Genomic DNA, 13,334 nt, shown 5'->3' on the forward strand with positions numbered 1-13,334 from the left:
TTAGGTACGCCTTACCAGGTCAGCTAAGGTAAGGCGCACCTAATCGGAAGGCGAAGCCCTCTCGTGACCACCGTCGCCGTCCGGCCCGCGCGGGCCGGGACTCCCGTCCGCCGCGGCACCGTCCGCCGCGTCGCGGTCACCGTGGCGGCGGCGCTCCTGCTCCTGCTGGCGTTGCTGGCCAGCCTCGCGCTCGGCAGCCGGCACCTCCCCGTCGACCAGGTGTGGCACGCGCTCGTCTCGCCGGACGGCGGCGACGCCACCACAGTGGTCCGGGAACTGCGGCTGCCGCGTACCGCCCTCGGGCTCGTCGTCGGCCTGGCGCTGGCACTGGCCGGGGTGCTGTTCCAGGCGGTCACCCGCAACCCGCTGGCCGAGCCGCGCATCCTCGGCATCAGCGCCGGGGCGTCGTTCGGCGTGGTGCTGGCCATCGCCGTGTTCGGGGTGGGCACGCTCGCCGGGTACGTCTGGTTCGGCATCGCCGGCGCGCTGCTCGCCGGACTGCTCGTGTTCGCCATCGCCAACCGCACCCGCGAGGGCGCCAGCCCGGTCACCCTCGCGCTCGTCGGCGCGGCCCTCGACGCCGGTCTCGGCGCCATCGTGTACGCGCTGCTCAGCATCGACGCCCGCACGTTCGAGGAGTACCGCTTCTGGGTGGTCGGCGGGCTGACCGGCCGGGGCGTCGGCGTGGCCGGGCAGGTGCTGCCGTTCGTGGTGGCCGGGGTGGTGCTGGCCGCGCTCGCCGCCCGCGGACTGGACGCGCTCGCGCTAGGCGACGACGTGGCCCGGGGACTCGGGCACCGGGTCGCGCTGGTGCGGCTCGCCGCCGGGGCGGGTGGCGTGCTGCTCACCGGCGCGGCGGTGGCCGCCGCCGGGCCGATCGCCTTCGTCGGGCTGGCGGTGCCGCACCTGGCCCGGGCGCTGGTGGGCGCGGACCAGCGGTGGACGCTCCTGGTCGCCGCGTTGCTCGGTCCGGCGCTGCTGCTCGCCGCCGACGTGGCCGGTCGCCTCGTCGCCCCGCCCGGCGAGATCCCGGCCGGCATCATCACCGCCCTGCTCGGCGCCCCGCTCCTGGCCTTCCTGGTCCACCGAGCCAAGACGGTGACGACATGACCACCCCCACCCCCACCCCCACCCCCACCCCCGGCTCCCGCGATCTTGCACTTGCCGCCCCGACGAAGGGGGCATTCCGGGCACCCGAGGGGCCCGAAGTGCAAGATCAACGGGGTGGGGTGCGACGGCTGCGGGGGCGTGGAGTGCTGCGGGTCGGGGCGGTGGTGGTGCCGTTCCGGTGGCGGCCGCTTGTCGTGGCGGTCGTGCTGTTCGTGCTGCTGTGCGCTGCGGTGGTGGTCAGCCTGTCGCTGGGTACGCCGTACGTCGCGCCGGTGGACGTGGTGCGGTCGCTCTCCGGCGCCGGTACGCCGTACGACCTCGTGGTGCGCGACCTGCGACTGCCTCGCGCGGTCCTCGCGGCGGTGGCCGGTGCGGCCTTCGGTGTGGCCGGCACGCTGATCCAGAGCGTCGCCCGCAACCCGCTCGCGAGCCCCGACGTCATCGGTGTCACCCAGGGCGCCGGGCTGGCCGCGACGATCGCGCTGACCAGCGGCGCGGCGGCGGTGCTGGTGGCGCCGGCGGCGCTGCTCGGCGGCCTGGCCGCCGCGGTGGCGGTGTTCGCGCTCGGCGCCCGGCACGGCCTGGCGGCCCAGCGGTTCGTGCTCGCAGGCGTGGCGGTGGCGTTCGCGTTCCGGGCGCTGATCGAGGTGGTGATGCTCACCGCCGACCCGATCGACGGGCTGCGCGCGCAGATCTGGCTGATCGGCACGCTCGCCGGCAAGGGATGGAGCGAGGCGGCGTGGATCGCCGGCACGCTCGCCGTGCTGCTGCCGGTGCTGCTCTGGGCCGGGTGGGCGCTGCGCAGCAGCGCGCTCGACGACGACACCGCGCGGGGGATCGGCCTGCGGCCGGTGGCCCGGCGCATGGGGCTGGCCGGCACCGGTGTGCTGGCCGCCGCGATGGTCACGGCCCAGGTCGGCGCCGTCGACTTCGTGGCGCTGGTGGCCCCGCAGGTGGCCCGCCGGCTGGTCCGCGCCGAGCGCCCGCCGCTGCTGTGCGCCGCGCTGCTGGGCGCGTTGCTGCTGGTCCTCGCCGACCTGGGCGCCCGCCGGCTGCTGGCGCCGACCCAACTGCCGGCCGGCGTGCTCACCGCGGCGATCGGCGGGCCGTACCTGATCTTCGTGCTGCTGCGCACCCGAGGGAGGCGGTCGTGACCGCGCTGCTGTCCACCCGCGACCTGGTCGTCGGCTACGAGGGCCGCACCGTGCTGGACGGACTGGACCTCGACCTGCCGGCCGACACGTTCACCGTGATCGTCGGCCCGAACGCCTGCGGCAAGTCGACGCTGCTGCGCACGATGGCCCGGCTGCTCACGCCCCGGCGCGGCGCGGTGCTGCTGGACGGCGCGGCGATCCGCGACCTGCCGACCCGGGACGTGGCCCGGCGGCTCGGCGTCCTGCCGCAGAGCCCGCTGGTGCCCGAGGGGATCACCGTGGCCGACCTGGTCGGGCGCGGCCGGCAGCCTTACCAGCGCTGGTGGCGGCAGTGGTCGGCCGAGGACGGGCGGGCGGTCGAGGAGGCCATGCGGCTGGCCGACGTGAGTGCGCTCGCCGACCGCCCGGTGGACACGCTCTCCGGCGGGCAGCGCCAGCGGGTGTGGATCGCCATGACGCTGGCCCAGGACACCGACGCGCTGCTGCTGGACGAGCCGACCACGTTCCTCGACCTGGCCCACCAGGTCGAGGTGCTGGACCTGCTGCACCGGCTGCGCGCCGAGCGCGGCCGGACGGTGGTGGCCGTGCTGCACGACCTCAACCAGGCCGCCCGGTACGCCGACCACCTGATCGCCATGCGCGACGGCGCGGTGGTGGCCGCCGGCGAGCCGCGCGAGATCCTCACCGCGGACCTGGTCCGCGACGTGTTCGGACTGGACTGCGTGGTCGTGCCCTGCCCGGTCAGCGGCGCCCCGCTCGTGGTGCCGGCCCTCACCCAGGGCGCCCCCACCCAGGCCCCGCACACACAGACCTCGGCCGTTCCGGCCGTCACGCCGGCTCCGGCCGGCGCCCCCGTCGGCGACGCCTGAGCGCGCCGACCCGCACCACCGAAAGGAACCTGATGCGTCGTCTCGCCGTCGCACTCACCGCCGCCCTCGCTCTCGGCGTCGGCCTCACCGCATGCGGGGAGAGCGACCCCGTCGCCGGCACCGGCACCGGGGAGACCCGGGAGATCACCCACGCCATGGGCACCACGAAGGTGCCCGCCGAGCCCAAGCGCGTGGTCGTGCTCGACACCGACAAGATCGACACCGCGCTGTCGCTGGGCGTCACCCCGGTCGGCGCGGCGACCGCCGGTGAGGCGAAGAGCTGGCCCACCTACTTCGGCGCGGACAAGCTCGCCGGCATCACCGAGGTCGGCGTGCTCACCGAGCCGGACCTGGAGGCGATCAACGCGCTCAACCCGGACCTGATCCTGGGCAGCAAGTTCCGCCAGGAGAAGTTCTACGACGAGCTGTCCAAGATCGCCCCGACCGTGTTCACCGAGAAGGTGGGCATCACCTGGAAGGAGAACTTCCTCCTCGACGGCGCGGCGCTGGGCAAGGAGCAGCAGGCCAAGGACCTGCTGGCCGAGTACGAGAAGCGGGCCAAGGACTTCGGCGCGAAGCTCGGCGACGCCTCGTCCCGCAAGGTCTCCATCGTGCGCTTCATGCCGACCGAGATCCGCCTGTACGGGCCGGACTCGTTCTCCGGCATCGTCGTCGGCGACACCGGCCTGGGCCGCCCCGAGCGGCAGATGCTCGCCGGCAAGGAGGACAAGCGGATGGACCGGGTCAGCCCGGAGCGCATCGCCGAGGCCGACGGCGACGTGGTGTTCGTGACCGCGTACGGCGAGAAGGCCGCCGCCGAGCAGGCCAAGGTCACCGGCGGCACGCTGTGGAAGGGCCTGTCCGCGGTCAAGGCCGGCAAGGCGCACGTGGTCTCCGACGAGATCTGGATGACCGGCATCGGCGTGGGCGCCGCCAACAAGATCCTGGACGACCTGGAGAAGTACCTGGCCGCCTGAGCCCCGAATCACCCGCGCCCGTCCAGCCCCACCGGGCCGGACGGGCGCGGGTGTGTTCTCAGGCCGCCAGTTGCCAGAGCAGGAACGCGTTGAGCGCCACCACGAACGCCGTGATCGCCACCGCGGCGGCGGTGGTGGCCCTGCGGTTGACCAGGCTGCCCATCAGGTCCCGGCGGCGCGTGAACATCACCACCGGGATCAGCGCGAACGGGATGCCGAAGCTCAGCACCACCTGGGACAGCACCAGCGCGCGGGTCGGGTCGACGCCGATCGCGAGCACCGCCAGCGCGGGCAGCAGCGTGATCATCCGGCGGACCAGCAGCGGGATCCGGCGGCGCAGGAAGCCCTGCATGATGATCTCGCCGGCGTACGTGCCGACGCTCGTGGAGGCGAGGCCGGACAGGAGCAGGGCGACCGCGAAGCCGACCGCCGCCGCCGTGCCGAGCGTGGCCGCGAGCCCGGCGTGCACGCCTTCGAGGGTGTCGGTGCCGGGGATCGACGTGCCGTGGAAGCTACTAGCGGCGACCAGCAGCATGGCCAGGTTGACCGCCCCGGCGACGCCCAGCGCGATCAGCACGTCGATTCGCAGGCCCTTGGCGATCAGCCGCCGCTGCGCCTCGCCCTCGGCGGGCAGGCGGTTCGGCGTCAGTGCCGAGTGCACGTAGATGACGTGCGGCATCACCGTCGCGCCGAGGATGCCGGCGGCGAGCAGCATGCTGTCGGTGCCCTGCATCCGGGGCAGCAGCCCGGCCGCGGCGTCGGACACGTCCGGTTGCGCGCTGACCAGGTTGACCGCGAACGCCAGCACGATCACGCCGAGCAGCACCGCGATGGCGATCTCGAACGTCCGGAAGCCCCTGGCCCGCAGCGCCAGGATGGCGAACGAGGCGGCGCCGATGATCAGGCCGCCGGGCAGCAGCGGGACGCCGAGCAGCAGGTACAGCGCGACCGCCCCGCCGATCACCTCGGCCAGGTCGGTGGCCATGGCGACCAGTTCGGCCTGCGCCCACATGACCCGGTTGAGTGGCCGGGGCAGGTGTTCCCGGCACAGTTCGGGCAGGCTGCGCCCGGTGGCCAGGCCGAGCTTGGCGGTGAGCGTCTGCACCAGCATGGCGGCCAGGTTCGCCGCCACGACCACCCAGACCAGGAGATACCCGTACCGGGCGCCGGCGGTGGAGTTGGTGGCGAAGTTGCCGGGGTCGACGTAGGCGACCGCCGCCACGAACGCGGGCCCGAGCAGGATGAGGCGGCCGCGTACCGGGCGCGGGGCGCGGGCGGTCCGTAGCGGCGGTACGACAGGCGAGTCGTTTGTTACCACTGTTGCTCCTCGACGACGACGGACGACTGACGACGGGCGGCTGACGGCGAACGGCGGGGCGGCGGCAGGGACGGGGTCAGGCGGGCTCGTGCCGGGCGGTCGACGGACGGGCGGCCGGCGCCGGGCCGCGCTCCAGCACGTCCGCGAACGGGACAAGCGCGGTGAGGGCGGCGAGCGCGGCGACGGCGGGCAGGGCCAGGCCGGCGCCCACCGCGGCGAGCGTGAGCAGGGCGAGGACGGTCGTCCTGGTGCGGTTGGACGGGGACATGACGACTCCCGGACGGGTGCGGCGCGGAGGACGGATACGCCGGGCGGCCCGGCGCGGGCGAGGTCAGGTGAACGTGTTCGCCACGGTGGTGGCGACGGTGCCGGCCATCCCCGGGTTGGTGCCGTACAGGCGCGGGTCACCGGGGGCGAGCACCGGCTCGGGGGCGTGCGCGCGCGGGCTGCCGTCGAAGCGGAACTCGCCCTTGCCGTCCGGCGCCGGACCGGACGCCCACCGGCCCTCGGCCGCGTCCCGGCCGGGGGAGAAGTCCAGGTACGCGTAGCTGAACTCCTCGGTGAACCCGGGCGAGTCGGGGAAGGCGTCCGGCACCGGCATCTCCTCCAGGCCGTCCTCCTTGAGCTGCTCGACGGCCGCCATCCACATGTTCTGGTGCATGGTGTCGCGGGCCAGCAGGAAGCGCAGCATCTGCTTGACGCCGGGGTCGTCGGTCATGTGGAACAGGCGTGCCACCTGGAGCCGGCCCTGGGCCTCGGCGGTGACGTTCAGCTGGAAGTCGGCCATCAGGTTGCCGCTGGCGGTGATGAAGTTGCCGTTCCACGGCACGCCCGAGCTGTCGACCGCCAGGGCGCCGCCGCCACCGTGGATGAAGTGCGCCGGGTTGGACCCGCCGTAGATCGCGCCGACCATCGGGTTCGCCTCGGCGGCCTCGTCCAGCGACAGCGGCGCGTTCTCCAGCAGCCGGGTGATCATCGTGGCGATCATCTCGACGTGGCCCATCTCCTCGGTGCCCACGTCGAGCAGCAGATCCTTGTACTTGCCGGGCAGCCGGCAGTTCCAGCCCTGGAACAGGTACTGGTTGGCGACCGTCATCTCACCCCACTTGCCGCCGAGGACCTCCTGGAGGCGGCGGGCGAACGCGGCGTCCGGCCCGTCCGGCTTGGCCTCGAACTGCAGGCCCTTCATGTGCGTGAACATCGCGCCTCCTCCGGCTCACCGGTGCGGTCCGCTCCCGGGTGCCCGCTGCGGCGGCCCGCCGGGGCCGACCCGTGTCCCGGACGGGACAGGCCGCACCGGCACCGGCAGCCGGACGTCCACGGCCAGCCCGCCGCCGCGAGGACGGCGGGCGCGCACCGTCCCCCCGTACACCTCGGCGAGCCCGCGCACGATCCACAGCCCGAGGCCGTGCCCGCCTGCCGAGGGGACGGGCCGGGCCAGCGCCGCGCGCAGCGCGGGGCACGGTCCGCCCCGGTCGACCACGGACAGCGTCAGCGTGGGCCCGCGCGTCGCGGCGCGGACGACGATCTCCCCGCCGGCCGGGCCGTGGCGCCGCGCGTTGTCCACCAGGTTGGCGAGGATCTGCCGGACGTGCTGCTCGGGCACGGGCAGGCCGGCGGCGGCACGGCCGATCCGGGTGCGCAGCCGGTCGCCCGCGGCGGCCACCGCCGGACCGACGACCTGGGCCAGCGGGCGGCGGCGCGGCCCGTCCGGGTCGTCCCGGAACTCGCGCCCACCCAGGTCGTCCAGCAGCGCCCCCAGGTGTACGGCGTGCTCGTGCGCCAGCGCGGCGATGGCCCGCCGGTCCGGCGTGGTCAGTGACGGCTGCTCGGCGAGCGCCCGGGTGAGCGCGGTCAGCGCCCGCACCGGGGTGCGCAGCTCGTGGCAGAGCACCCGGATCGGCAGCGACTCGTCCGGGTCGTCCGGGTGTCCCCACGAGGTCATGGACTCCACAGCCATGCCGGGTTGTTCCCGACGGTTACTCGCATATGCCACTAACCTGGTCCCGGAGGAGGAAAGCAGACATGGGCGACGGCAGCGTCCGGCTCGCGGTGGTGGACGACCATCCGCTGTTCGTCCGAGGGCTGGAACTGCTGCTGTCCGCCACCGCCGGCGGCCGGGCCCGGGTCGTCGGCTCCACCACCGACGCCGCCGGCGCCGCCGCGCTCGTCGCCCGGTGCGTACCCGATCTCGCGCTCGTGGACCTGCACATGCCACCGCCCGGCGGCCCCCGGGCGATCGCCGCCATCCGCCGCACCAGCCCGCGGGTCCGCATCCTCGCCATGTCCGGCTCGGACGATCCGGCGCCGGCGGTGGAGGCGCTGCGGTGCGGCGCCGAGGGTTACCTGCCCAAGACCAGCGAGCCCGAGGATCTGCTGCCGCCGCTGCTGGCCGTGCTGGACGGCTGGGCGGTGATGCCGGGCGCGCTGCTGCGGCGGCTGGTCGGGCCCGCCCGGTCACCCGGACTCAACCTCGACGACGAGGAACGCCGGCTGCTGCGGGCGATAGCGACCGGCGAGGGCGCGGTGACGATCGCCGAGCGGATGCACGCCTCGGAGCGGACGGTGAAGCGGATGACCGCCGCCCTGCTGCGCAAGCTGCGGGTGAGCAACCGGGTGGAGGCCGCCGCGCTGGCCGGGCGGGCCGGCCTGCTGGACGAGCGCCCCGACAGGTGAGGCGGCCGACCGGCCGTGATCCTCTCCGGCGGGTGAGGCGCCGACCCGGCAGCGACCCTCTCCGGCGGGTGGCCCGGCACGGCGAACGGCCGCCCCGGGGGAGCGGGACGGCCGTTCGGTCGGGTGGTGCTTCGGTTCGCCGGACGGGGTCGCGGCGGTCGGTCAGGCGGCGGTGGACCAGATGGCGCGGAACGCGGCCGCCTCACCGGCCAGCCACTGCTCGATCTGCTCGGGCTTCACGTCGGCGGGCATCCGGTGCGCCTCGCCGCGACGCACGTCGACCAGGACCGGCTCGGCGTGCGGCAGCACCGCGTCCATGTGCCGGGCCATCAGGTGCAGCGTGGCGAGCGTGGCCTCCTCGCTCGGCGGCGCCTCGTCGAAGTGCAGCCGGATCGCCTCGGCCCGGCCGTCGGCGTACCGGACGCCGAACTGCGGGTTGATCTTCACGGGCAGGTCGCCCAGCATCGCCAGGGCGTCGCGGGTCTGGGCCAGGTCGACGCCGGCCGGCTCGCCGAGCGACTGCAGCCAGCGGGTCGCGCCCGGCACGAGCGCCTCGTAGAGCGGACGCCAGCGCGGCTTGACCAGGTCGGCGACCTGCGCGAGGTGGGTGCCGCCGGTGTGGAAGGCGACGTCGGCCTTGAGCGCCTTGACGAACTGGCCGTGCGGGTTGAAGCCGTGCCGGCTGGCCCGCTGCCGGCGCAGACCGCCGACGAAGGTGGCTTTCGTGGGGCCGGTGCGGTCGACGTACCGGGTGAATCCGAGGAGGGTGGCGTAGGGGGTGACAGGGGTCGCGGAGGTGGGCGCAGTCACGAGCATCCTCCCAGGTCAGCAGCTCGATTAGTACATACATTCTAATCGACGGGTCTGACATCGCCCAGGGTGCGAAAGGGGCATTGTCGATCCGTTCGCCGACGGCCCGCCGATCCGGACGGGACACCGCGCGATCGATCCGTCCCCTAGAGTGCGGTTCTTCCACACCTCTCTTCCGGAGTACCCATGCGATCCCTCACGGCCCGATGGCCCCGCCTCGCCGCCACCGCGGCGCTGCTGGCCACGACCGCGCTCTTCGCCCCGTCGACCCCGGCGCACGCCGCCGACGAACTGCCCGACCTGTTCGTGTCCTTCACCAGCGACCCCGTCGCGGAGATCGACAACAGTGGCACCACGATCGGGATGTACGTCTACAACTACGGCCAGGCCGACGCGACGGCGGTGACCGTCACGCTCGACCTGGGCAAGCTGTCGTCCGACGTGGTCGCCTCGGTGCCGGACTGGAACGACTCCTGCAAGCTCGCGGCGGGGAAGGTCACCTGCACCATCGGTGGCCTGGTGGCCGGCCAGACCGATGTCATCTACCCGCTCTCGCTGGCCAGCCGCACCGGTGCGGCCCCCGGTGACGCCGGTTCGGTCGGCGTGACCATCGCCGGCGCGCAGGACGACGCCAACCCCGGCGACAACACGATCAGCTTCCCGGTTACGATCCGCGCCTCGGGCCCCGATCTGGTCGCCGCCGCCGACGACCTGAACGACAAGTCCAAGCCGGTCGGTGAGGGCGACCGGGTCCCGCTCTACAGCGGTGTGCTCAACGAGGGCGACAGCCCGGCGACCGACTTCACCGTCCGGGTCGACCTGCCCACCGGTGCCACCTTCGTCGAGCGGTACAGCGACTGCACCTACGTCGGCTACTACCCGAAGGCCAGCGGTCCGCCGTACGTCTACGGGCCGAGCCAGGTCACCTGCACGGTGCCGCTGACGCTCAAGCCCGGCGAGGGGCTGCTGCTGTTCGACGACGAGACGGGCGAGTCGCTGTTCAACATCACGTTCGGCCGCAACCTGCCGGGCCCGGACGAGAACTACGCCCTGTTCAGCACCGCGCTGGCCGGTGAGGCGGAGGCGGCGAAGAAGGCCGCGGCGACCAAGGGCAGCGGCCCGTCGTTCGCCACCGCCGCCGAGAAGCTCCACGCCAAGGCGGTCAAGGCGGGCCAGGCCCGCAAGTCCGTCGTGGAGCGCGAGCTCGACGAGTCGGACAACTACGCCGACTTCCGGTTCTGGAGCAAGAAGAACAGCCTCGACGTCGCCGTCACCGCCGCGCCGGTGAAGGGGGCGGTCGGCCAGACCGTCGACCTCACCTACGAGGTCGTCAACCACGGCCCGTCCGACGGCGGCGGCCCTGGTGTCCTCATCACCGCGCCGAGCGGCACCGTCCTGCTGCCCAGCGAGTGGTGCTACACCGACGGCCAGCCGGGCAAGACGCTGCCCGAGTCGGCGAAGCTGCGGTGCAACTTCGAGAGCGAGTTCCCCAGCGTCGCCTCCGGCTACGGCCGGATCAAGTCCACCGTCCGACTGAAGATCAAGTCGACGCCGGGTGCCGACGGCACGATCGTGGTCGACGGCGCCACGTCCTCGACCGAGTCGAAGCCGGCGAACAACACCGCTCGCATCGTCGTCGCCGTCGGCAACGGCGGCCCGGGCGCTGGTGGCTCCGGCGACGGCAGCGGTGGCACCGGCGGCGGCCTGCCGATCACCGGCGCGCCGGCGGCCACGCTCGCCGGTGTCGGCGCCGCCGTGCTCGCGGCCGGCGCGGTCCTGTTCGTCGTGTTCCGTCGTCGTCGCGTGGCGTTCCAGGCCCCGCGCGACTGACCGGACCCGATCGCGGGGGCGGAACCGGACCGGTTCCGCCCCCGCGGCGTCCGTCAGCCGGACGCCGCTACAACTGACCGACGTCGGTGATCCGGACCGCCGCCGCGCCGATCTCGTCCGAGGCGGCCAGGTCGATCTCGGCGCTGATGCCCCAGTCGTGGTCGCCGTCCGGGTCGTCCAGGATCTGCCGTACGGTCCACCTCTCGCGGCCCTGCTCGATCATCAGCAGCGCCGGCCCGCGCGCGTCCGGCCCCACCCCGATCGCGTCGTACGTCTCGAAGTACGGCTCCAGCGCGTCGGCCCAGGCGTCGGCGTTCCAGCCGTCGCCCGCGTCCAGCTCGCCGAGCAGGTCCCAGCGCCGCAACGCGGCCAGCTCGACGCGCCGGAACATCGCGTTGCGCACCAGCACCCGGAACGCCCGCGCGTTGCGCGTCACCGCCGGCGGCCGGTCGTCCAGCGAGGCGGCCACCTCGGCCACGTCCGACGGGTTGCGCAGCCGCTCCCACTCGTCGATCAGGCTGGAGTCGACCTGGCGGACCAGCTCGCCCAGCCACTCGATGAGGTCGACCAGTTCCTCGGTCTTCGCGTCCTCGGGGACGGTCTGCCGCAGCGTCTTGTACGCGTCGGCGAGATACCGCAGCACCAGCCCCTCGGAGCGGGACAGCCCGTAGAACTGGACGTACTCGGGGAACGTCATGGCCCGCTCGTACATGTCGCGGACCACCGACTTGGGGGAGAGCTGGTGGTCTGCCACCCACGGGTGGCCCTGCCGGTACATCTCGTACGCGGACTCCAGCAGCTCGGCGAGCGGCTTGGGCCAGGTCACCTCGTCGAGCAGTTCGAGGCGTGCCTCGTACTCGATGCCCTCTGCCTTCATCGCGGCGACCGCCTCGCCGCGGGCCTTGAACTGCTGCGCGGACAGCACCTGGCGGGGGTCGTCGAGGATCGACTCGATCACGCTGAGCACGTCGAGTGCGTACGACGGGGACTCCCGGTCGAGCAGTTCGACGGTGGCCAGCGCCAGCGGTGACAGCGGCTGGTTGAGCGCGAAGTCGAGCTGGAGGTCGACGGTGAGGCGTACCCGGCGGCCGGTCTCGTCCGGCTCGGGCAGCTCCTCGACCACGCCGCCCGCGCACAGCGCCCGGTAGATGGCGATGGCCCGGCGGATGTGCCGGCGCTGCGCGGCCGGGTCCTCGTGGTTGTCGGTGAGCAGGTGCCGCATCGAGGCGAACGCGTCGCCGGGGCGGCCGATCACGTTGAGCAGCATCGAGTGGCTGACCTGGAAGCTGGAGGTGAGCGGTTCCGGCTCGGCCTCGACGAGGCGCTGGAACGTCGGCTCGCCCCAGCCGATGGAGCCCTCCGGCGGCTTCTTCTTCACCACCTTGCGGCGCTTCTTCGGGTCGTCACCGGCCTTCGCGAGCGCCTTCTCGTTCTCGATCACGTGCTCGGGGGCCTGCACCACGACCCGGCCCAGCGTGTCGAACCCGGCGCGCCCGGCCCGGCCGGCGATCTGGTGGAACTCGCGGGCCTTGAGCAGCCGGGTGCGGGTGCCGTCGTACTTGCTCAGGCCGGTGAACAGCACGGTACGGATCGGCACGTTGATGCCGACGCCGAGCGTGTCCGTACCGCAGATGACCTTGAGCAGGCCGGCCTGGGCGAGCGTCTCGACCAGGCGGCGGTACTTCGGGAGCATGCCGGCGTGGTGCACGCCGATGCCGTGGCGGACCAGCCGGGACAGCGTCTTGCCGAAGCCGGAGGTGAACCGGAAGTTGCCGATCGCCTGGGCGATCATGTCCTTCTCGGCACGGGTGCAGACGTTCACGCTCATCAGCGCCTGGGCGCGTTCCAGCGCGGCGGCCTGAGTGAAGTGCACGACGTACACCGGGGCCTGCTTGGTCTCCAGCAGTTCCTCGAGCGTCTCGTGCAGCGGCGTGGTCGCGTACGAGAAGAGGAGCGGGACCGGCCGCTCGGCCGAGCGGACGACGGCGGTCGGCCGCCCGGTGCGCCGGGCCAGGTCGTCGACGAAGCGGGTGGTGTCGCCGAGCGTGGCGGACATCAGCACGAACTGGGCCTGCGGCAGCTCGATCAGCGGCACCTGCCACGCCCAGCCGCGGTCCGGCTCGGCGTAGAAGTGGAACTCGTCCATGATCACCTGGCCGACGTCGGCGCGGCGGCCCTCGCGCAGCGCCAGGTTGGCCAGGATCTCCGCGGTGCAGCAGATGATCGGCGCGTCCGCGTTGACGCTGGCGTCGCCGGTGAGCATGCCGACGTTCTCCGCGCCGAAGACCTCGCAGAGCGCGAAGAACTTCTCCGAGACGAGCGCCTTGATCGGCGCGGTGTAGAAGGTCGTCCGGTCGTCGGCCAGCGCCGCGAAGTGCGCCGCGATCGCCACCAGGCTCTTGCCCGAGCCGGTCGGCGTATTCATGATCACGTTCGCGCCGGAGACGATCTCGATGACCGCCTCCTCCTGATGGGGATAGAGGTCCAGGCCGCGCTCGGACGCCCAGGAGGCGAACGCGTCGTAGAGGGTGTCGGGATCGGCGGTCTTCGGCAGCGCGGCGGTGAGAGTCATGGCGGCTCCCATCGTGCC

Annotated in this window: 12 protein-coding genes; 6 read left to right on the plus strand and 6 right to left on the minus strand. The window is 73.4% G+C overall.

Annotation, left to right across the window (positions count from 1 at the left end):
- Positions 1-63 precede the first annotated feature (63 nt).
- The 4 genes from CLT75_RS02440 (at position 64) to CLT75_RS02455 (ending at position 4,110) form a co-directional block, all read left to right on the plus strand.
- Entirely contained in the window at positions 64-1,110 is a 1,047-nt protein-coding gene (locus tag CLT75_RS02440) for a FecCD family ABC transporter permease (protein WP_135239284.1), read from the plus strand.
- Positions 1,111-1,229: 119 nt separating this feature from the next.
- Positions 1,230-2,264 carry a FecCD family ABC transporter permease gene (locus tag CLT75_RS02445; protein WP_486485040.1) on the plus strand — a complete coding sequence of 345 codons (1,035 nt, stop codon included), beginning with the start codon at positions 1,230-1,232 and terminating at the stop codon, positions 2,262-2,264.
- Positions 2,261-3,133 (plus strand): ABC transporter ATP-binding protein, encoded by an 873-nt coding sequence (locus CLT75_RS02450; protein WP_135239285.1) that lies wholly within the window; start codon positions 2,261-2,263, stop codon positions 3,131-3,133. Before CLT75_RS02445 ends, CLT75_RS02450 begins: the two co-directional genes overlap by 4 nt.
- 32 nt (positions 3,134-3,165) lie before the next feature.
- Complete coding sequence (locus CLT75_RS02455; protein WP_135239286.1) at positions 3,166-4,110, plus strand: ABC transporter substrate-binding protein; 945 nt, start codon at positions 3,166-3,168, stop codon at positions 4,108-4,110.
- A gap of 58 nt (positions 4,111-4,168) precedes the next feature.
- On the opposite strand, the gene CLT75_RS02460 is transcribed toward CLT75_RS02455, so the two are convergent.
- The 4 genes from CLT75_RS02460 to CLT75_RS02475 all read right to left on the minus strand — a co-directional run bounded on the left by CLT75_RS02460 (position 4,169) and on the right by CLT75_RS02475 (position 7,388).
- On the minus strand, positions 4,169-5,428 hold the full coding sequence (locus tag CLT75_RS02460; RefSeq protein WP_135239287.1) for an Nramp family divalent metal transporter: 1,260 nt from the start codon (positions 5,426-5,428) through the stop codon (positions 4,169-4,171).
- A gap of 76 nt (positions 5,429-5,504) precedes the next feature.
- Positions 5,505-5,696: a hypothetical protein gene (locus CLT75_RS02465; RefSeq protein WP_135239288.1), complete on the minus strand. Its 192-nt coding sequence runs from the start codon at positions 5,694-5,696 to the stop codon at positions 5,505-5,507.
- Between the two features lie 63 nt (positions 5,697-5,759).
- Positions 5,760-6,629 (minus strand): manganese catalase, encoded by an 870-nt coding sequence (locus CLT75_RS02470; RefSeq protein WP_135239289.1) that lies wholly within the window; start codon positions 6,627-6,629, stop codon positions 5,760-5,762.
- Between the two features lie 15 nt (positions 6,630-6,644).
- The gene (locus tag CLT75_RS02475) at positions 6,645-7,388 is read right to left on the minus strand and encodes a sensor histidine kinase (protein WP_135239290.1); all 744 of its coding nucleotides are present in this window, start codon (positions 7,386-7,388) and stop codon (positions 6,645-6,647) included.
- Positions 7,389-7,453: 65 nt separating this feature from the next.
- On the opposite strand from CLT75_RS02475, the gene CLT75_RS02480 reads away from it, so the two are divergent.
- Positions 7,454-8,104, plus strand: a complete 651-nt coding sequence (locus CLT75_RS02480; protein ID WP_135239291.1) for a response regulator transcription factor — start codon at positions 7,454-7,456, stop codon at positions 8,102-8,104.
- A 162-nt stretch (positions 8,105-8,266) separates the two neighbouring features.
- Here CLT75_RS02480 and CLT75_RS02485 read toward each other — a convergent pair whose 3' ends face one another.
- Complete coding sequence (locus tag CLT75_RS02485) at positions 8,267-8,914, minus strand: hypothetical protein (protein WP_043325072.1); 648 nt, start codon at positions 8,912-8,914, stop codon at positions 8,267-8,269.
- A gap of 186 nt (positions 8,915-9,100) precedes the next feature.
- On the opposite strand from CLT75_RS02485, the gene CLT75_RS02490 reads away from it, so the two are divergent.
- A complete protein-coding gene (locus tag CLT75_RS02490) occupies positions 9,101-10,744 on the plus strand; it encodes a peptidase (protein WP_135239292.1) in 1,644 nt (547 codons plus the stop codon).
- Positions 10,745-10,811: 67 nt separating this feature from the next.
- On the opposite strand, the gene CLT75_RS02495 is transcribed toward CLT75_RS02490, so the two are convergent.
- On the minus strand, positions 10,812-13,316 hold the full coding sequence (locus CLT75_RS02495; protein ID WP_135239293.1) for a DEAD/DEAH box helicase: 2,505 nt from the start codon (positions 13,314-13,316) through the stop codon (positions 10,812-10,814).
- Positions 13,317-13,334: the final 18 nt, after the last annotated feature.

It is taken from the genome of Micromonospora sp. CNZ285 (assembly GCF_004637285.1).